The sequence below is a fragment of the Shewanella sp. 1CM18E genome (assembly GCF_023161665.1).
Classification (GTDB): domain Bacteria; phylum Pseudomonadota; class Gammaproteobacteria; order Enterobacterales; family Shewanellaceae; genus Shewanella.
The window spans coordinates 354,880-377,038 of sequence record NZ_JALNTW010000002.1; the positions used below are offsets into that span (position 1 = coordinate 354,880).

Annotated in this window: 13 protein-coding genes; 12 read left to right on the forward strand and 1 reads right to left on the reverse strand. The window is 42.5% G+C overall.

Annotated features, from left to right (window positions below):
- Nucleotides 1-367: 367 nt before the first annotated feature.
- From MSG37_RS04740 to panP, 12 genes are all read left to right on the forward strand, one after another.
- Nucleotides 368-2,722: an OmcA/MtrC family decaheme c-type cytochrome gene (locus MSG37_RS04740; protein ID WP_248469421.1), complete on the forward strand. Its 2,355-nt coding sequence runs from the start codon at nt 368-370 to the stop codon at nt 2,720-2,722.
- 448 nt (nt 2,723-3,170) lie between these two features.
- Complete coding sequence (locus MSG37_RS04745; RefSeq protein WP_248469422.1) at nt 3,171-5,387, forward strand: OmcA/MtrC family decaheme c-type cytochrome; 2,217 nt, start codon at nt 3,171-3,173, stop codon at nt 5,385-5,387.
- Between the two features lie 349 nt (nt 5,388-5,736).
- Entirely contained in the window at nt 5,737-7,746 is a 2,010-nt protein-coding gene (locus tag MSG37_RS04750) for an OmcA/MtrC family decaheme c-type cytochrome (protein WP_348984450.1), read from the forward strand.
- A 114-nt stretch (nt 7,747-7,860) separates the two neighbouring features.
- A complete protein-coding gene (locus tag MSG37_RS04755; RefSeq protein WP_248469424.1) occupies nt 7,861-8,847 on the forward strand; it encodes a DmsE family decaheme c-type cytochrome in 987 nt (328 codons plus the stop codon).
- A 13-nt stretch (nt 8,848-8,860) separates the two neighbouring features.
- Complete coding sequence (locus MSG37_RS04760; protein WP_248469425.1) at nt 8,861-10,960, forward strand: MtrB/PioB family decaheme-associated outer membrane protein; 2,100 nt, start codon at nt 8,861-8,863, stop codon at nt 10,958-10,960.
- 346 nt (nt 10,961-11,306) lie between these two features.
- Nucleotides 11,307-11,885, forward strand: a complete 579-nt coding sequence (locus MSG37_RS04765; RefSeq protein WP_248469426.1) for a hypothetical protein — start codon at nt 11,307-11,309, stop codon at nt 11,883-11,885.
- 29 nt (nt 11,886-11,914) lie between these two features.
- Nucleotides 11,915-12,517, forward strand: coding sequence for a uracil-DNA glycosylase family protein (locus tag MSG37_RS04770; protein WP_248469427.1), 603 nt, complete (start codon nt 11,915-11,917; stop codon nt 12,515-12,517).
- A gap of 179 nt (nt 12,518-12,696) precedes the next feature.
- On the forward strand, nt 12,697-13,854 hold the full coding sequence (locus MSG37_RS04775; protein ID WP_248469428.1) for a sugar diacid recognition domain-containing protein: 1,158 nt from the start codon (nt 12,697-12,699) through the stop codon (nt 13,852-13,854).
- 761 nt (nt 13,855-14,615) lie between these two features.
- Nucleotides 14,616-16,469: a methyl-accepting chemotaxis protein gene (locus MSG37_RS04780; RefSeq protein WP_248469429.1), complete on the forward strand. Its 1,854-nt coding sequence runs from the start codon at nt 14,616-14,618 to the stop codon at nt 16,467-16,469.
- Between the two features lie 427 nt (nt 16,470-16,896).
- Nucleotides 16,897-18,255: a GntP family permease gene (locus MSG37_RS04785; protein ID WP_248469430.1), complete on the forward strand. Its 1,359-nt coding sequence runs from the start codon at nt 16,897-16,899 to the stop codon at nt 18,253-18,255.
- A gap of 135 nt (nt 18,256-18,390) precedes the next feature.
- Entirely contained in the window at nt 18,391-19,545 is a 1,155-nt protein-coding gene (locus MSG37_RS04790; RefSeq protein WP_248469431.1) for a glycerate kinase, read from the forward strand.
- Nucleotides 19,546-19,849: 304 nt separating this feature from the next.
- Nucleotides 19,850-21,496, forward strand: a complete 1,647-nt coding sequence (gene panP / locus MSG37_RS04795; RefSeq protein WP_248469432.1) for a pyridoxal-dependent aspartate 1-decarboxylase PanP — start codon at nt 19,850-19,852, stop codon at nt 21,494-21,496.
- A gap of 63 nt (nt 21,497-21,559) precedes the next feature.
- On the opposite strand, the gene sigZ is transcribed toward panP, so the two are convergent.
- Nucleotides 21,560-22,102 (reverse strand): RNA polymerase sigma factor SigZ, encoded by a 543-nt coding sequence (sigZ, locus tag MSG37_RS04800; RefSeq protein ID WP_248469433.1) that lies wholly within the window; start codon nt 22,100-22,102, stop codon nt 21,560-21,562.
- Between the last annotated feature and the right edge of the window lie 57 nt (nt 22,103-22,159).

Genomic DNA, 22,159 nt, shown 5'->3' on the forward strand with positions numbered 1-22,159 from the left:
AACAACTGAACAACAATCAACCAGCCTTGATGTAAATAAGGTGTTAACTAAAGGCAATCAAAGCCAAGAGCTAACTTGATGCAGATCAAGAGCAAAGCCGAATAAATAATACAATTTAAGCTTAGTTTAATTTTGCCGCGCTTAAAATTAAAACAGTCTTAAAACGATTACCAACCTCCATTCAAGGCACTGAATAAATTGCACTTTAACATTAGTTAACATTCAAACTCGTCATTACCGATCTAGCTCACATTTCATCCGTTATAGCAAAAGCTACCTACCTCTTTTGAGTAGGATCCTACTGAGGAAAAACCTCACGCTAAAAGAGGTAAAAACCTCATAGCAGCTAACCTATGCAGGGAATAACATGATGAATCAATACAAACTCACAAACGCTGTTAAATCAGCAATTGGCATTGGTGCGCTCTCACTCGCCCTTGTCGGTTGTGGTAGTGACGGCAAAAATGGTGAAGACGGCGATAACGGCAACATTGGTGTCGATATACAGCAAGCCACCAGTCTGAAAGCCAATATTTTGCATGCAACGATTACTGAAGGAGTCGTAGCGGTAGACTTTGAATTACTCACCGCCAACGGTGTTGCTGTTTCAGGCTTAGAAGCATTTGATGAGATCAATGCCCTTGGGTTTGGTGTCGCTAAGCTTGATGCGCTACAAAAACGCTCACGTCCATTACCAGGTTTTGACTCACCAGAGCCTGAAGCAGAACAGTATAAAGGTGTTAAGGCGACGCAATGGACGAGTTACATCAATATGTTAAAAGAACCTGACGGTGTTGCCGATGGTCAAGAGTTGCCTGAAGGCTGGGACAAACACCAAGGCCCGCAAATACAGGCTAATATCGAAACCAACTGCAAAACCGCATGTATTGAAGTATTGAGTCACGGTGAATACCGTTACACCTTTTCAAAGCCATTAGATGAGTATGAGCAAATTGACGGCCTTGACACTACATTTAATGCCGAGCTCACACATCGTATTACGTTAGAACTAAAACCAACCAATGTGGTATCGAATGCCACCTTAATCAACACTCATTTCGACTTTATCCCTGCGCTAGATAGAGCCGCAGAAGCTGATGAAACACGTAATTTAGTCGATTTACAAGAGTCGTGTATCCGCTGCCACAATGACGATTACGAGCATGCTTGGGCGCCAAAACTCTCTTTACATGGCGGTAAGCGCATAGAAATAGAAAACTGTGTCGTGTGTCATACCAGCTACTCTGGCGATCCTGAAACCGGCGCAACCATTGATTTTGGCTCAATGCTGCATCAAATTCATAAAGGTGATTACTTTATGATTGGCTATGGTGGTAATGCCCATGATTATAGCGATGCCACTTTCCCTGCAGATAGTAAGAGCTGCCAATCTTGTCATATAGAAGGTGAAACTGCGCCAGCACAAGCGGATAACTTCCACTTCCATCGCCAAGAAGCTTGCTTAAGTTGCCATGAGAAGTTTGCTGCGCCTGAGTGGGATGGTACGGCTCGTGGACTATTTCACTCTGAGCAGTTTCCGCAATATGTTGAAGGTGACTGTGCTGCATGTCATGCCGATGATAGTAACCCTATGGGCGCTGCTAAGTTCCATTTAAATAAGGAGTTAACACTGACATCTGCAAAAGAGGCATACGAGTTCTCAGTCGCGAACGGAGTCTATGATGCAGATCTGCAAACACTCACTTTCAATGTTAGCTATAGCGGTCGTGAGGGTTTAGCGCCCCATGAAGATGAAGCAATAAGAGCGCTAAATATTCAAGTAGTTGAAAACCAGCACAATGATTTTGCCGATGTTTGGAAAATGACTCGAGGTGACTTAACTGCCACTCACAAAATGATTAATCTTGCTGATGCGAATGCTATTGAGTCTGGAGAGTTCAGGGTTGCCGCCATTGATGGCGGTTACCAATACACAGTGAACTTAAATGATATCGAGTACACAAACGGCGCACTAATGAGTCACCTTAATATTTGTGCTTCTCGTGATACCCAAGCAGCGATTGCATGCTCAGAGGAGCATATTTTAGCTACCTTAACAACTGACGCTGCGGCATTTTCAACCATTGGTGAAGTTGCATCACTGCGTTTTAATAGCGCGTCAGAGTCTGCCTGCCAAGCCTGTCACGATGATGCGATTGATTTATCATTCCACCAAAGAACATCTTGTGGCTCGTGTCATATGCCAGATAGTAAAGAGCAACCTCTATCATTAACCGATGGTAGCTGTGTATCTTGTCATAAAGGCCAAGCTCTCCATGCTGTTGCTGATGGCGCGTTTAAAGGTAGCCGCGTAGGTTTAGAAAACTCTCTTGATTATAAGGTCATGATCCACACTCTACATGCCAACAAGCGTACTAAAGTTAACAGCAATCGTAATGAAACTATTACCTTTACTAAGCATTATGGTGATTGTGCATCTTGTCATGAAAAGGGCCAACTCGCACTGGAAAACACAGCAAACTTACCAGCTGTATTAAACCAAGGTGAAAATGGCAGTGATGACATTCGCGAATACTCGCCAATTGCTGCAGCATGTGCTTCTTGCCATACCAAAGACAGTTTTGGCGCTCACGTTGAAGCAAATGGCGGAGTATTTGGCGCACCACTAGGTAGTTATACTGGCAGTGAAAGCTGTGCTACATGTCACGCAGAAGGTAAATCTTTTGGGGTAGATACTGTGCATCCAGTTAACTACAAATAGCGTAAAACGAGTACCGGGCAAAACCATTTAAGCAAATTAAGCTTGAATAAGGCGAGGAGATAATCTCCTCGCCTTTTTGCGTTTTTAAGCATTAAACACTCAAAACAATGTCGCCACTATGTATCAATAAGATAGTTAAAAAACAATCAGTTTATAGGCTACCAACGCCAAGCCAATTACCGCTACAAGCTAATAACATTTGGCAGTTTTAAGCTGGTTTATTATTAATCGATTCTTAAATTAGTCCTAAAACCTCACTTTTCTGAATACCTCTAAAGAAATAGTCTGACCTTAATCACATAAAGGGCTTAAAACACCTGCTAAAAACTTCACGCTTATATAGCCTTAGCAATGGAAATAAAATTCCACACACTGATTGGTAATTGATGAGAATTATTCTCACCTAAAAACAAATCAGTGATGAATAAAACTATTGCAGGGAAATAAAATGATGAAATTTTTTAATCTAAGCGCTGCTTCAAAAGCATTGCTTACAGCCGGGGTGCTTTCATTAGCCGTTACCGGTTGTAGTGGTGATGATGGAAAAAATGGTGAAGATGGTAAGCCAGGTCCAGTTGGCAAGCCTATTGGTGAAGTATCACAAGTAAAGGCAGACATCACTTCAGCGAGCGTTAGCGAAGACGGCTTCCTAACAGTAAACTTTAATCTAGCTGATGCTAATGGCGCCGCTGTTTTTGGTCTTCAGCAAGATGATATTGGCGCAGTTTCGTTTGGCCGCATGGGCAAAGTTAAAGATATCGACGAAACTAACGTTGAAGGTGCTAACCGTGAAATCTGGTTAAGTTACTTTAACAAAGACAAAGGTGAAGGCCATTACACAGGTTCTTCATATTTCCAAGGTAAAAATTGCGAAAACTGCCTAACTGACAACGGTGACGGTAGCTACACTTTAGTGCTAGACAAAGCTGTTGATACACTAGAAAAGTATTCTTACGATGCTGAAGCCACAAACGGCATCTACCTAGGTGTAAAATCTGCAAACGACGCAGGTTCAACTCTAGTCAATAACACATTCTTCTACTGGCAGCCAAGTTCAGACACAGCTCAAGACAAACCAAAAGCTGTAATTGCAGATGAAACATGTCAATCATGTCACCGTCCAGGTCAAGATGGTGCATTATCAATGCACGGCGGCAAGCACGTTACTCTAGAATCTTGTACTTTCTGTCATGCTGATTACAACTCTTACATGAAGCAAGACAAAGATACTGATGGCAACGCTGTAGGCGAACCATATGAGTATGATGGGTCTATCAAGGGCATGGCTCATGAAATCCATAGCCACTCTTATTATAACGGTATCTACCCACAATCAGCTTCAAACTGCTTAACTTGTCACCAACCTGACGAGAACCTAGCAATGGCTGATGCTTGGAAAGGCGACGTCGATACTGCAACTTGTATGAACTGTCACAACAGCCCATATGCCGTTCCAAGCTGGCACTGGGATAGCGAAAATAACCAAATCGCTGAAAGCAAACAAAATTGTGTAAGCTGTCATAACGATCCTGATGGATACCGTGGTGCAGAACGTGGTCACTATTCAGAAAACAATAACGCCCAAGCTACTGAGCTAAAAGTTGTTTTCAACAGCATGACATATGCAAATGACACGATTACAGCTAACTTCAGCGTAAAAGATGGCGAAGAACTAGTGCCATTTGATCAAATCGACAAACGTCCATACAAATATGGTGGCTACAACAGTGCTATCGTAGTAAACGGCGTAGTAACTGATGACTTCCTTGTGAACTATCAAAAAGTCGGTTGGAACAAGTTAACAGCTAATGCTGATGGCACTATCACTGCAACTATCACCGCTGCAGATTTCAACATTGAGCCAATCATAGATGCTGGTGCGACTATTGCTCTAAGCAGCCAACTTCATGTTTGTTTTGGCGAGAAAGGTGTACGTGAAGCTTGTGCATACGTACCAGGCGAAAATAGTGATGGTACGCCAACTAAAGGCGACGGTTCAGAAGCTGGTGATCAACTTGATGGTCAGGAAGCTCCTTACTTAGTGTCTGATACATTCTTCTTTAAGCAGGATGGAACAGCCGTAACTGAAACGCCACGTTCACAGCATGCAGAAATGAGTGACTGTCAACAGTGTCACACTACGTCTATCACTCACCGTTATACTAATGATATAGATGGTTGTGCATCTTGTCATAACGGTACTCGTGACAAAAAAGGCGCTGGTTCTTCTAACTTAGCTTATATTGTTCACAGCAAACACTACTTATACGACAGCTCTGGGGACATGTTCTTCAAGAAAGCTGAGTGTCAAGCGTGTCACGGTGAAGACGGCTTCTCTCTAAGTCATATCGAAGCAAATGCAGCACCAGTAGCATTTGGTACGACCGACGGCGAAAGATATGCTCCTGGCGTTAACGAGCAACTTGTTGTTTCTCCACAAACTGCAGCATGTGTAAGTTGTCACCAAGCGCCATACGCGTTAGATGAATCAGCGGCTTCACACATCAAGTCAATGGGCGGTATCTTAGTACAAGAAGATGTACCACTAAGCACGCTTGGTGTTCCTGCAAGCAGCTACCCTGAAAATGTTCAAGAAACTTGCTCAACATGCCATAAAGATGCATCTTTACTAGAAGCACATTCTAATTGGGGCAGCAGCCACTAATTCAGATTTGTGAATAAGTAACATAAAAGGAGGCTATGCCTCCTTTTTTATTCTTAAATACCAGCAAACAACAATCGATTTAAACTGCAACATTTATCACACATGTAAATTCTACATTTGCAACTTTTAAGGTGTTCAAGCTCCTTACTTTATACCTCTTTATAAATAGACAGATCCAGGTCACACATTAACACCTGCTATGCAGATTTTAGCCTTGCATTACGTTAGCCTTTCTTTGGGGAATCTTATTTCCAGCATTGACTTAAACGGAAATTAAAAAATTACAGTCGACCTATTTAAATCAGGTCACACGTTTAAGACAGTGCCAAACCTATGCAGGGAAAAAATGATGAATGTGAACAAATCTAAGATAGCGCTGCTTTTAGCAGCAGGTGCTGTATCAATGGCCTTAACAGGCTGTGGCGGTGACGACGGTAGCGATGGTAACCCAGGAAACCCTGGTGGCCCAGCTGCTGATGTGATTAATGTACTTAACTTAAAAGTCACTGATGTCACTTATACTAATGGCGTTCCAACAGTTAATGTGTTTGCAACCAATGAAGAAGACTTGCCTGTTGTAGGCTTGCAAGATCTTGGTATCACTGGCGCACAGCTAACTCCTCAAGGTGCTACAGGTGCAGGTAATAGTGCACAATGGACTCGCACTGCGCGCGTTTCAGGTACTGACGCTTACACAGACAACAAGAACGGTTCATACACCTTTACTTTTGAGCCAGACGAATACAATGCTGACTTAACTCAGCGTTTTAACGTTTACGCAGGTGGTGAAGGTTCTACGCTTGCAGACGGTCAAACATCTGTTCCTCGTCAAGAAATCGTTGCTGATTTTGACGGTCAAGGCTATCAAGCTAAATATACGAAGAATATCGTTTCCCACGAAACATGTACTAACTGTCACGCCGAAGGTAAGCCTTTAACAACGCGTCATAGCAGTTACTACAAAGAAGAGACATGTGCGACTTGCCACAGCAGCTCAATGTCTACTGAATCTCAGTGGAACCACCTAATCCACAACATCCACAATACAGCTAAGACATTCACTGATAAGAATGGCAAAGAATACACCGGTGAAGCGGCTGAAGCACTTATCCAGAACAACTGTAAGTCTTGTCACGTTGCGCCAGAAGAAGGCAATACAGAACTAGCAGAATGGGGCAACTGGTCTAGTGTTCCAACTATGGAGACTTGTACAAGCTGCCACACAAACATCGACTTCTTAGCTGGTAAAGGCCACTCTCAACAAGCTGACAATTCAAACTGTATCGCTTGTCATAATGCTAGCTGGACAGAAGAACTACACACTGTAGGTTTTGCTGATACATCGGCGCTAATCGACCAGTATGGAATCAATGTAACTTCAACTATCGACGCTACAACTGAAGCAGCAACTATTAGTATCCAAGTTGTGGATACTAATGGCGAACAAGTTGATATCAATAGCTTGCTACCTAAAATCCAGCGTTTCGAAGTGATCACTAACGTGGGTCCGAATAACGTAACTCTAGGCTATAGCGGTAAAGATTCTATCAACGCAATCAAGAATGGCGTTGTCGATGCTAAAGCTAAAGTTGAAGCAGGTAAGCTAATTTACACCACTACCAAAGACCTTAAACTTGGTGCTGCGGGTACCGATGCTGAAACTGCCTTCACATTTGTAGGCTGGGCAATGTGCTCTGACAACGGTGAATTTGTTACTTGTGACGATCCAAGCTTTGATGGCAACGACACTAGCAAGTACACAGCAATGAAAGCTGACCTTGCTTTTGCAACACTATCAGGTGAAGCAGCAAGCATGCGTCATGTTGACTCAGTTAACTTCACTTCATGTGCAAACTGTCACTCTGATGATTTCCAAATCCATAAAGGCGGACATCACGCTGGTTTCGTGATGACAGAGCAGCTTTCTCACAGCAAAGATGCTAACGGTGAGCCGATTATCGGTGTAGACGCTTGTACCACTTGTCACACACCAGATGGCACATACGCTGGCGGTGCTAACCAAGGCGCTCTTGAAATGAAACTGCACAAGGTACATAGTCAAGGTGATTACGCGGTGATCCCTGGTATGAACTGTGACCAGTGTCATAACGACTTTGATCGTGATGCATTCAAGAAAAAAGGCGCTATTGCAACTGATGGCGGCCAATACACAACGCCTATCGCTGCAACCTGTGTATCTTGTCATAGCTACAACATGGACAGCTTCAAAGCCCACGTTGAAGGTCAAGGCGCACTAGTTGGTGTTTCTAAGCAAGAAGCGACTGATGCTGCACAACTAGAAACTTGTTTCTACTGTCACGCACCAACACCTGGCGACCACACATCAGTGAAGATGTAATTTGCGCAACTCTTGTTGGCTTAAATCAATTTGATTGAGCTAAAGAGTGTTGAAAAAAGGGGGAGGCCTCTCCCCCACTTTCTCTTCAAAATTGTGCAAGTTTAGGAACCTATTATGAAGATCATAAAAACAATCAAAAACCTACTACCGGCGTTGATGGCATCGGCTGTACTTTCACTTGGTTTTGCTCACACTGCTGTAGCATCTAAGTGGGATGCTAAAATGACGCCTGATGAAGTAGAAGCCACACTAGATCAAAAGTTTGCTGAAGGTAAGTACTCACCAAAAGGTGCAGACTCTTGCCTGATGTGTCACCGTAAATCTGAAAAAGTGATGGACCTGTTCAAAGGCGTTCACGGTTCAGTTGACTCAAGCAAGAGCCCAATGGCTGGCCTTCAATGTGAAGCCTGTCACGGCCCTATGGGTAAGCATAACCGCGGCGGTAACGAGCCAATGATCGCTTTCGGTCCAGAATCAACGCTGGCACCAGAGCTACAAAACAGCGTTTGTATGAGCTGTCATAAAGATGACAAGCGCATGGATTGGAATGGTGGTCACCATGACAATGCAGATGTAGCTTGTGCTTCTTGTCACTCAGTGCACACAGCTAAAGATCCAGTTCTGTCTAAAAATACAGAAATGGAAGTCTGTACTAGTTGCCACACTCAGCAAAAAGCTGACATGAACAAGCGTTCAAGCCACCCAATGAAATGGGCGCAAATGGTTTGTAGCGATTGTCATAACCCACATGGCACCATGAGCGATGCAGATCTTGTTAAGCCAACGGTTAACGACACGTGTTACTCATGTCACGCAGAGAAACGCGGCCCAAAATTGTGGGAGCATGCACCCGTAACTGAAGATTGCGTAGCATGCCACAATCCACACGGCAGCGTTAACGAAGGTATGCTTAAAACTCGTGCTCCTCAGCTTTGTCAACAATGTCACTCATCTGCCCACAGCGGACAGGCACTATTTGGCAACACAGAGCAAGGCTCTTCAGTTGGCGGCAACGCCATGACTGGTGGTCGCAGCTGTTTGAACTGTCACAACCAGATCCATGGTTCTAACCATCCATCTGGCAAGCTATTCCAGCGCTAAGGGAGACGAGAAGATGAAATTCAAATTAAATTTGGTCACGCTCGCATTGATTACCCATGCCGGAATGCTATCTGGCGCAGCTATCGCAGCTGATGGTTATGGCATTCAAAATGCGAACACCGAAAAAGTAAAATTCGACAAGTGGGTTTGTAAAAACTGTAAAGTTGAAAAAGGCGTATCTGGTACTGTTGGTATTGGCGCAGGCTATAGCGACAGTGACGACATACGTTCTGCTAACGCTTTTGCAACCGAAGACGGTTTTGCCGGCAAAGTTGACGCCGATGTAAAATACACTGGTGAAAACGGCTATCAAGCAACAATCGAAGCTGACAACTTAGGTATGGAAAACGGCAGTGCTGACATTAATGTTGGTAAGCAAGGCCAGTACAATCTAAACCTAAACTACCGTCAAATCGCAACCTACAAAACAGATAAGGCAATGAGCCCTTATCAAGGCGTTGGCGACGATAACCTCACTCTACCAGGTGACTGGGTACATGGTGGCAGCACACAAGATATGAGTACCTTGTACTCAAGTCTTAACCCGCTTGAGCTATCACTTAAACGTGAACGCGCAGGCTTAGGCTTTGAATACCAAGCTGAAACACTGTGGAGCACCTACGTTAATTACCAACGTGAAGACAAAACAGGGTTAAAGCAAGCCTCTGGTAGCTTTTACAATCAATCTATGATGATTGCAGAGCCTGTTGACTATACCACTGATACTATTGAAGCTGGCGTGCGTTTTGCCGGTGATAACTGGTACACGGCAGTTAACTATAACGGTTCAATCTTTAAGAACGCCTACAGTGAACTATCATTTGAAAACGCGTTTAGCCCAACCTTTGGTGCGCAAACCACAGGCTATATGTCACTTGACCCAGACAACGAAGCCCATACTGTTTCGGTTCTAGGTCAATATGTGGCGGGTCGCACTATCATGAATGGTCGCGTCTACTTTGGCCAGATGACCCAAGACCAAGACTTCAGTACATCAGGTTACGGCTATCAAATGCCGGCTGAGTCGCTAGATGGTCGTGTTGATACTCAAGGTGCAACCCTTAAGGTGGTCTCACGTATTAACCGTCAGCTACGTTTAAACGCTAGCTATGATTATAGCGACCGTGATAACAAGACCAATGTTGAAGAGTGGACGCAAATTTCAATCGACTCAACTACTGGTCAAGCTGCTTACAATACGCCATACGACATCACCACCCATAAAGCTAAGCTAGGGGCTGACTACCGTCTAGCACGCGGCCATAAGCTTGAAGGTGGTTATGACTACCGTAAAGATGAGCGCAGCTATCAAGACCGTGAAACCACAGAAGAAAGCACACTTTGGGCTAAGTACCAATTAAGTGCTTTTGCCAACTGGAACATGTGGATTAAAGGTAGCTACGGCGAGCGTGATGGTTCGACTTACCAAGCGTCAGAATGGACCTCAAGCGAGCAAAACGACCTGCTGCGTAAGTACAACCTAGCCGACAGAAAGCGCACTCAAGTTGAAGCCCGTGTAACACACAGTCCAATCGATAGCTTAACGCTAGATTTCGGTGCTCGTTATGCGCTTGACGATTATAACGAAACCCAAATCGGCTTAACTGAATCGAAAGATATGAGTTATGACGCAAGTGTGAGTTACCTAATCAATGATGATATGACTGTTACGGCATTTTATAACCGTCAGAACATTGATTCAGAGCAGGCAGGCAGCAGCAATCTAGGCGCTCCAAACTGGTATGGCTTAGTTGAAGATCAAGTTGATGTACTTGGTGCAGGCTTTAGCTACAACAACCTAATGGAAAACAAGCTGCGTTTAGGTGTTGATTACACTTACTCAGACTCAAACAGTAATACACAGGTTAGCCAAGGTATTACCGGTGACTACGGTGATTACTACGCTAAAGTGCACAACGTTAATGTTTACGCCTTATACAAAGCAACCGAGAAAATGGATCTGCGCTTAGACTATAAGATGGAAAACTACAAAGATAACGATGCAGCCAATGACATCACGCCTGATGGCATTTGGAATGTATTGAGTTTTGGTAGCAATAGTCACGACTATAACGCTCACTTGATCATGCTAAGCATGAGTTACCGCTTGTAATTCAAGTCAGGTACATCAAAAAACCCGCAACAATGCGGGTTTTTTATTACTTAAAATATTGAGCTCCACGCTAACTAATCGGTAGATTATCGTCCGTATTAACATCCAACTCTACGGCTATCAACGTGCACCTAATCAGACTATACATATGCTAATACGACAAGAGCGTGCGTACTCTAGCGCTTGATTGCGCACAAAAGCTAACAACACGAGCTACCAATATAGTGAAGTGGATCACCTCAAGGATAAAAAAGTCCAAAAAAAACAGTTCAAATCTTCGATGTCCTTGAACTTACATCAACTTTAGGAGATCTTAATATCATTCATCGTTATCTAAAGTACTTCAATGACTCGTTCAATCACTGCTTATAAATCGCTATTAGTGTCTGCTTTAATCGCGCCGTTACCGGCTTTTGCCATGGCATCAGACACGACAAATGTATTGTTACTGGCTATTACGCTCGCAGGCTTCAGTCTTTTCAATTTAGCGCTCAACGCACTGTTTTACTTTACTGGCAAATATCACAGCCGTAACTTCGCCAAAATGCATGCGTTGATTGCCATCATCCCTGCTGTTATCGCGCTATTTGTCGTGCTAATTTATTTTGATACCGCCGGTGCAATTTCAATGAATATCGGTGTCATCATTGTCAGTGTTGCATTAAGTCTATTGCCACTACAACTTACCCTTTCAGCCCAAAAAGCGCCGACTCAACACACTGCATTAATTATTGCACTCGCAGCAGTATTGCTACTTTTAACAGCTTACTACATCACGCCAATCGCTATTTTTGCTATCGCCTGTGCCCATGTTGCGTTAACGAGCCAAGCAGATATAAAAGTAAAATTTATCGCACTCTCAACCTTAGCAGTAGCTTATGGCTATTTAGGTTACTGGGCTTATCAAATCATCCAATTTAGCTAAGCTAAAACTGAGCTAACCTGAAATCTCTTATGCCTAATGAGCAATTGATAAAACTCCAAACAGACATTGCACACTGCCAAATATGTGCAGCGAGCCTGCCCTTAGGAGCTAAGCCAATTGTTCAATTAGGCGCATCGGCCAAAATACTGATTGCGGGCCAAGCTCCTGGACGTAAAACCCATGAAAAAGGTCGCCCTTTTGATGATGCCAGCGGTAAACGCCTTCGCAACTGGTTAGGAGTGAGTGAAGCGCAATTTTATAATCCTGATTTATTTGCCATCCTTCCTATGGGCTTTTGCTTTCCCGGTAGTTATTCAAAAATTGACAAACAAAGTGGTGACAAGCCGCCACGACCTGAATGCGCAGCAAAATGGCGCCAAGATGTATTAAGCCAACTTGAAAATATAGAACTCACACTCCTTGTGGGAAAGTACGCCATCGAGTGGCACTTGCAACAAAACCTTACCGTCACGCAATCTGTCGCTAACTGGCAATCACTGTGGCCAAAAACGTTAGTTATGCCCCACCCTAGTCCGAGAAATAATATCTGGCTAAAACGACATCCTCAATTTGAGGCTGATATCGTTCCCAAGCTTCAACAACGTATTGCGGCATTAATCGCTACTCAATAAATATTTACCCGCCTCACAGAACACAATTCGGGAGCTGTTATACTGTCTGAGTTTAAATACTATTGCCAACTGCAATCATTAGTTTGATTTAATCAAGCAGCCTGATTTATATAAAATATTTATTATCGACCCACTAGCTAAAGCTCAGCTGTTCACCCCATTAATGTAAAGGAAATTGCGTGTACTTTCTCGATGCCTCAATAGCCAGACAAATTGTGCAACGCACGATGAAAATCATCGGCCATAATATTAATGTGATGAATAACCACGGCGTGATTTTAGGCTCCGGTGATCGCCATCGAGTTGGCGAAACTCATGAAGGTGCGCTACTGGCAATCAGCCAAAAACGTACAGTTGAAATCAGCACCAAAAATACCGGTACACTGCAAGGCGTAAAGCCGGGGATCAATCTGCCGCTACATTATAAAGGCGATATCATTGGGGTTATTGGGATCACCGGTGAGCCTGAAACATTAAGAAATTACGGTGAGTTACTCAAAATGACCGCAGAGCTGATTGTGGAGCAAGCCAATACACTTGAACAGGCTCAGTGGCACTATCGCCAAAAAGAAGAACTGATTATTGAGTTGATCAAATCTGAGGGGCCATTTACCTCACATCAGCGTAACTGGGCGTCGCAACTCAATATTGACCTCGATATTCCACGAGTGGTTGCACTTATCAAAATTCAAAACGATGAGGAAGAAACCACAGCTAACTCAATGTTAAAGCAGGTACTTCATTTACTTGAAAATCCATCCAGGGGCAACTTAGTTGCAATGACCTCGATGACGGAACTGGTCATTTTAAAACCTGCTTTTCTTGATGGTAAAATGTGGGATCCTGAGCTTGAAAGCGAACGAATCGATCAACTACTCGCCAGATTACCTGCAATCCTAGTGAGTCGGCTGAAAATATCGCTAGGTCATTTTTTCCCAGCGGTAGAAGATCTTAACCGCTCCTATCAAACTGCAATTGAAACCTTAGTTATCGGCCAACAAATAAGGCCTGAGCAAAACAAATATCTATATGAAGATTATTCATTATCAGTGTTACTTTCTGCACTAAAAGACAGTTGGCGTGGTAAGGAGCTGCTATCACCTTATCAAGCACTATTAACAGCCGATAAAAATGGCCAATTAGTCAAAACATTAAGTGCCTATTTACAACATTTTGGAGATTTACAACAGTGCGCCAATAGCCTGTTTATCCATAGAAACACACTACGCTACCGCCTTGATAAAATTCAAAGAGTGACTGGTGTTAATATTGACCAACTAGATGGCCTACTACAGCTTTATATCGGCCAAGTGGTAACCAGTACAAAAGAAATCTAAACCATCAAAAAATTCAGGTTAAGAATATACACGTTTACCTGGGTAAAAATAGATTTCATATAAATTCTAATAAAGTAATCATCAAAACAATAACCACAAAAAACTTATCTAAAAGTAAACAAAAAATAGAATTAACTTTTAAATACTAAAAAAGCCAACGTTAATATAATTTAAAAGTTGATGGATAAAAATGAATAAAAACCAACTTAACTATATAGACAAAGGTTAGCTTATATAAATCCACTTAACTCCACACCACCAAAAAACCTCATAAAAGTCCAACCAAAATCCACATAACACATGACTATGTGTCAAAAACACGTTCGGCATTACCAACAAACAGTGCATGCTAATAACCCAATATAAAATATCAACTACTGTATTACCATTGAACTCTTTAGATAAATATCGAGTTTAAGATACGCCCTAAAAACGACAACCAAAATTAAACAGTAAATCTCACCTTTACCATAAAACCCCATTCACTTACACAACAAAAACATTAAACTTATTTTAATAAAAAGTTAATTCCAAGCAAGGAAAATAAACCGGCCTGCTTTGTTCAAATAAAACACTAACATCTTACACACCGTATGAAAACCAAAAAACCGTGATAAACATCACACAGCTTTTTGTTGTTAGATTAACAACTTAATAATAATATTTTTGCAAACCACAAGGATGATACCAATCGCTAAACTAGCCCTCACTAGCCCTCACTAGCGCATTCTTAAATAATAATATTGAAATGGAATCCATCTATGTCTATAAAAAACACAATGCATGCAATGCTAGTGACTGTTATTATTGTAATTAGTTTATTACTAGCAAGTGCCTTTCACTTTATCAATAAAGTAGAAACGGGTATGCGTGCCTCTCAACTCATCTCGTTAGTTGAAATCGACATGTTAAATCTACGTAAGGAAGAAAAGGACTTTTTATCTCGAAAGGAAATAAAGTACCAGAATAATTTCGAAGTAACATTTACCGAGTTAACAACAAATTTAACAGCCCTAAACAACACATTAGATAAAGCTGGAATTCCTTTTTCAGACTACAATTTACTAACAGAAACCTTTAACAAATATCAACTACACTTTAATAACATGGTGTCACTTGAAGTTGAAATGGGGCTAAATGAAAAGCAAGGCGTATATGGTCAATTACGTCAAGCAGCCCATAGTTTAGAGCAACACTTAAATCAGACAAACGACATAGAACTAGCAACAGGAATATTACAACTTAGGCGTAATGAAAAAGACTTTATGCTACGTGGTAATACTAAGTACCAAGATGCATTTGATGATATCGCCAAGGCGCTGATTAATAAGTTATCTGATTCTGATGAGCTTACTTCACTGGGATTATTACAAAACTATCAAAATGCTTTTACGCAACTAGTTAACTTATCTCGCCAACAAGGACTAAATGATTCTGAAGGTAAAATTGGCGAGTTAAGGTCAACTATTCAAGCAACGGAAGGCTTATTAACAGAAAACTCAATTTACATAGAAAGTACTATTCTAAAAGTAATTGATGAAGCCAAATACACTATGATGGTGCTTGGACTAATTACCATAATACTACTTTCACTATTCATTTCATTAATGGTGCGTAAGATCTGTAACCGCCTTAATCAGGTGACCGACGCAATGAACGAAATCTCCCAAGGCGATGGCAACCTATGTGTCACACTTGATGAAAGCGGTAAAGATGAAATCGCACAAATTGGCACAGCATTCAATCAGTTTGTCGGAAAAATCCATCACACAGTTAGTGGAGTTTCAGTCCGTGTGATCCAATTGGCTAGTATGGTAGAAAACATGTCAGAAGTGATGGAAAAAACCAAATCAGCCGCGATTAAGCAGCAAAATGATATTGAGCAGATCTCAACTTCTGTAGAAGAAATGAATGTAACCATTGCCGATGTTTCGCGCAACGTATCAATCGCAGAGCAATCAGTTATTCATACGAAAGAAAAAGCTTATAACGGCTTTGAGATCACCCAAAAAAGCGGCGAAGATGTTGCATCATTATCTATTGAAGTTTCAGGCGCTATGCAAGTCATTGAAAAACTAATTGGCCACAGTAAAGAAATTAGTGATGTTTTAAAAGTGATTGAAAGCATCGCAAGCCAAACTAACTTGCTAGCTTTAAATGCTGCGATTGAAGCTGCCCGAGCAGGTGAATCTGGTCGAGGATTTGCGGTAGTAGCAGATGAAGTACGCTCATTAGCTATACGTACTCAAGATGCTACGAAAGAAATCATGACTATAACAACAGGCATTGAAACAGATGCGAATATGGCATCGAGCGTAATGGAATCGAGTGAGTCACAAGCAGCTAATGCACTAAATCAAACTCAGCTCGCCAATAACGCCTTACTAGAGATTAAAAACTCCATAGAAAGCGTAAGTGAACTTAACCGACAAATTGTTGTGGCAACAGAGCAGCAAAGTCAGTCGACAACAGAGATAAGCTTACATATGGCGGATATTAGTATCTTATGCCAAGAATCAACTCTTGATATTGAAACACTATCCGCTACAAACTACGAATTAAACCAGATGGCTCATGATCTTAAGTTGTTAGTTGGTAACTTTAAACTACAGTAAAAACAAAACAGCTCCAGTCATCAGCTCTGCCTTAATGGGTCAAAAACTAGAGAAATTAGTGGGTAAGCAGAAATGCTTACCCACTTGCTATTTTAGTCTAATGTTAACTAGAGACTTTTCACCCCTTCATATAAAAGGGCAGATTTAAGCTAAGTACTTAAAACTAGCTATTTTCGTATTTAACGAGTCAGTTTATTAGATATAAACGACCAAAGTAGAGCGGCTCTCCACATAAAACTGTGCACTCGCACAAAAATCATTTTAACCAAGAATGTAAATCAGTGAGTCAGACCAAAGTAATATCTACTTAGCCACCGCATAATATTTCAGCCTGAAATACCTTGGTGCGCTGTATTAAGTCAGTGATTCCAATGTGGCTTTACAAACATACCTTACATATAAATATAAACCCCATATAGGGATCATTATGAGCTTAGTACTGATTTTACTGGCTGTGATTGCGTTCATTGTTATCGCCACCGCTAAATTTAAATTACATCCGTTTTTAACCCTAATTCTAGCTTCGTTTTTAGCCGCTTTTGCTTATGGTCTGCCAAGTGCAGATATTGCCAAAACAATCACCTCAGGTTTTGGTGGCATTTTAGGTTACATAGGTTTGGTTATCGTTTTAGGTACTATCATTGGTACCATTTTAGAAAAAAGTGGTGCGGCTATTACCATGGCAGATGTGGTGATTAAAGTGCTAGGCAAACGCTTCCCGACCCTCACCATGTCAATCATTGGTTATATCGTATCTATTCCAGTATTTTGCGACTCAGGCTTTGTGATCTTAAACTCACTCAAACAATCAATGGCTAACCGCATGAAAGTATCAAGCGTGTCAATGAGCGTTGCGCTAGCAACCGGTCTATACGCAACTCATACCTTTGTGCCACCAACACCGGGCCCAATCGCTGCAGCGGGTAACCTAGGCCTTGAATCAAATCTTGGTTTAGTGATTTTTGTCGGTATTTTTGTGGCCGCATTTGCCGCGTTAGCAGGCACATTATGGGCAAACCGCTTTGCCAATACTCAACCAGATGGTGAAGGCGCAGAAGAGCTACTTAATCAGCAAGACGAATTTGATAACCTGAAAAAAGCGTACGGCACATTACCTAGCCCAACTCGTGCATTTGCCCCTATTTTTGTGCCTATCTTACTTATCTGTTTAGGGTCAATTGCTAACTTCCCATCTGCACCAGTCGGTGATGGTGTAATGTTTGATATTCTAGCGTTTCTAGGTCAGCCAGTTAATGCTTTGATGATTGGTTTGTTCCTGTCGCTATCACTGCTTAAGAGCAACGATAAAGTAAAAGAGTTTAGTGATCGCATTAGCCAAGGTTTAGTTGTTGCTGCGCCAATCCTATTAATCACAGGTGCTGGCGGCGCATTTGGTGCCATTCTTAAAGCAACCGATATTGGTACCTTCTTAGGCGAGTCATTATCAGCACTGGGCATTGGTATTTTTATGCCGTTTGTTGTGGCTGCTGCACTAAAGTCTGCGCAGGGTTCATCAACAGTGGCACTAGTCGCAACTTCTGCATTAGTTGCGCCTATGCTTGGCGATATTGGCTTAGCAAGCGATATGGGCCGTGTATTAACAGTGATGGCGATTGGTGCTGGCGCGATGACCGTTTCTCATGCAAACGACAGCTTCTTCTGGGTAGTGACTCAATTTAGCCGCATGAGCGTTAAACAAGCCTATAAAGCGCAAACAATGGCAACACTTATCCAAGGTATCACCGCGATGGCGTTAGTTTACTTGCTAAGCTTGGTCATGCTTTAAGCGTTAATCACACGTTGAATTAGACGAGCATTACACTAAAAGCTGCTCGTCTAATTCTCGCAGTTCACTCATCAAATCTAAACGCAAGTCTGCTTCATTCTTTGGAACCAGCCACACTTCGCTATAGGAAAACCCATGAAAATTGTGATAGCCCCAGACTCATTCAAAGAAAGCCTGACGGCGATGGAAGTGGCCAACGAAATTGAGCGTGGATTTCGTACAGCCTTACCGAATGCTGAATATATTAAAGTACCGGTTGCCGATGGCGGCGAAGGCACGGTGCAGTCTATGGTTGATGCCACTCAAGGCCACATAGTCAAACTGCATGTCACAGGACCTTTAGGCAATAAAGTACAAGCATTTTATGGCATTTTAGGTGCTGGTTATCAAGGTAATAAAAAAACAGCTGTTATTGAAATGGCTGCGGCATCGGGGCTGCATTTAGCCGCCGAACACGCTAGAAACCCTTTGCTAACCACCAGCTATGGCACCGGCGAGCTAATTGTCGATGCATTAAACCGCGGTATTGAGCATATTATTATCGGCCTTGGCGGCAGCGCAACGAACGATGGTGGCGCAGGCATGGCACAGGCTATTGGTGCTCACTTACTTGACGCTTCAGGTAAAGCCATTGCGACTGGCGGCGCTGCATTGACTCAGTTGGCAACAATTGACTTAAAAGACTTGCATCCACTAATAGCAAAATGCAGCTTTGAGGTTGCCTGCGATGTTAATAACCCCCTATGTGGCGACAAAGGTGCCTCCGCTATTTTTGGTCCACAAAAAGGCGCGACACCGCAAATGGTAGAGCAATTAGACGCAGCCCTAGGCCATTACGCAAATATTATTGCGCAAACAGGTATTGAGGATAATCGAGATTATCCGGGTGTTGGCGCAGCCGGGGGCATGGGCTTAGGCGTTATGGCGTTTTTAGGCGCGCAGTTAAAGCCTGGCATCGAGATTGTTATGCAAACCGTTAATTTGGCAGAGTCCGTTAAAGGTGCTGACTTAGTGATTACCGGTGAAGGACGTCTTGACAGCCAAACCTTACATGGTAAAACCCCGATGGGTGTGGCAGGTGTAGCTAAAGCGCAAAATATTAAGGTTATTGCTATTGCAGGATGTGTCAGTGATGATGCCAATGTATTACTTGACCATGGTATAGATGCGCTATTTTCAATTACGCCAAGAGCACTGCCACTAGCCGAAGTATTGGCAAGTGCTAAACATAACCTCTACTGTACATCTAAGAATATCGCCAATTTGTACGCATTAGCGGCAAAAGGTTAACGCGATTAAAGCAGTAGAAGCTAAAATTCCAAACTGAACTCCAAGCGAAATAAAGGGCGCAACTATGCGCCCTTTACCTTTATTGACTGCCTAGTCACAACGTCCTCCCCTCCTCTATAGAACTGTACCCCCTTAAACGACAAATTTTGACTCTGACGTTATCTGCGTTAGTCTGTGCCCTATACTAGCCAAAAGTATAAGGCTGGCCATTTTTATGCTTGAAGCGTAAAAGCGCATAAAGTAAAGTGGCTTCCCATTTTGAAAGGCTGTCGTAACAGCGTGATAAGTAGAGATTGTTAGTCCAATGACACCAAGAAAAGCAACCGCTTCAGAAGAGGCATTACTGCGGATTTTTACGGTTCCAGAAGCTCCTGATTCAACCCTTAGTGTGATTGAACAAAATATCTCGCAGAATTTAATGGGATTTTTGCAAGAAAGCGTTGTTGCTGTAGAAAAACCACTTTCAGAAGTCGAGTTAGATTTTCAGCAATACCATATTCCTTCTGCGCCGCAATTTGTGTCTGATTATGCCGATAATATGATGCAAACATTAGTGGCGCACTCAGTACACACCTCTGCCCCAAGCTTTATTGGCCACATGACCTCGGCCTTGCCCTATTTTGTTTTACCACTATCAAAAATGATGGTTGGCCTGAATCAAAACTTGGTCAAAATAGAAACGTCAAAGGCCTTTACGCCGCTTGAGCGCCAAGTGCTCGGCATGATGCATCATTTGGTTTATGACCAAGATGAAGGCTTTTACCAAAGTTGGATGCACAGCGCTAATGTCTCTCTCGGTGCATTTTGCTCAGGCGGCACAGTAGCAAACATTACCGCACTATGGACTGCGCGTAACCAACTACTAAAAGCAGATGGTGATTTTAAGGGTGTTGCTAAACAAGGATTAATTAAAGGTCTACGCCATTATGGCTATGATGATTTAGCCATTTTAGTCTCTGAACGTGGTCACTACTCTTTAGCCAAAACCGCCGATCTGCTCGGTGTTGGCCGTGAAAATATCATTCAAGTGCCAACATCAAATGACAACAAAGTTGATGTCGCTAAGATGCGGGAAATCGCTGCAAAACTTCACGCTGACAACATCAAAGTCATGGCCATTGTCGGCGTTGCAGGCACCACAGAAACGGGCAATATTGACCCACTTAATGAACTTGCAGATTTAGCGACTGAGCTTAACTGTCATTTCCATGTGGATGCAGCGTGGGGCGGCGCCAGTTTATTATCAAACAAATATCGTCATCTTCTTGCGGGTATTGAGCGCGCAGATTCAGTGACGATTGATGCCCACAAGCAGATGTATGTGCCTATGGGCGCAGGTATGGTGATTTTCAAAGATCCGACTTTTGCCAATGCGATTAAACATCATGCCGAGTATATTTTACGTCAGGGCTCAAAAGATTTAGGTAGCCAAACCCTTGAAGGCTCTCGCCCAGGTATGGCAATGCTAGTACACGCCTGCTTACAAGTGATTGGCCGCGAAGGTTATGAGATTTTAATTAATAACAGCCTTGAAAAAGCCCGTTATTTTGCTGATTTAATTACTGCAGAAGCAGATTTTGAATTGGTATCAGAACCAGAGCTTTGTTTATTAACCTACCGCTATGTGCCGCAATCGGTACAGCTAGCAATGGCGAACGCCCGTGAAACAGGTGATACCGAAACCCTCAAGCAGTTTAATACGTTACTTGATGGCTTAACTAAATTTGTGCAAAAAACACAACGTGAACAAGGGACTTCTTTTGTTTCTCGTACCCGTATCAATCCAGAAAGCCACCAGCTAATGGACATCAAAGCGGTTGTGTTTAGAGTGGTTTTGGCTAACCCACTCACGACTCATGAGATCTTACAGCAAGTGCTTACCGAACAAACTCAAATAGCTAATAGCGATACGCGTTTCTTACCTAAGCTGCTAGAGCTCGCGCAAAGCTAAATCTATAAACAGCAGACTCGATTAAAATATTCGCTATCGAGTCTAGCTGTAAAAGGTTACACATTAACAGCCCTTACAATTGCCATTTTTAGGATCAAACTCAACAACATTTCCTTGTTTATCCAGCGACAAATGGCAGCACTCTTCATACAGGCCCCGCAGGCGCTCACGAGACTTTTGCACTCGGGACTTAAGTGTTGAATAACTAATACCATGTTCTGCGGCATAGTCTTTTTGTGATTGACCATGGAGATCAATTGCAGTTAGTAAAGCAGAGCTATCTTCAGGTAAAGCGTTGATAAAAGGCTCTATACAGCGAGAAAGCGCCTGCTCGGTGCTTTGCTCACTTTGTTCATACCATAACTCTTCACCCTCAATTAGCGACGCACGACCGCGCTTACGGTAAAAGTCGATGATGGCGTTATTGGCGACTTGATAAAGCCAAGACTTAATTTTTGCCTCAGACTGTACCGAGTGCAGATTATCAAAAGTCTTAATCAAAATTTCTTGCAAGAGATCATCAACATCATCTGGATTTGACACTTTTGCATGAAGAAATGCTTTAATCTTATTTCGGTATTCTTGCCAAACAGTTTCTATATTCATTAACGATTATCAATCTATTATAATTCAAATGTTTTTTGCTCAGCATTAATCCATTAA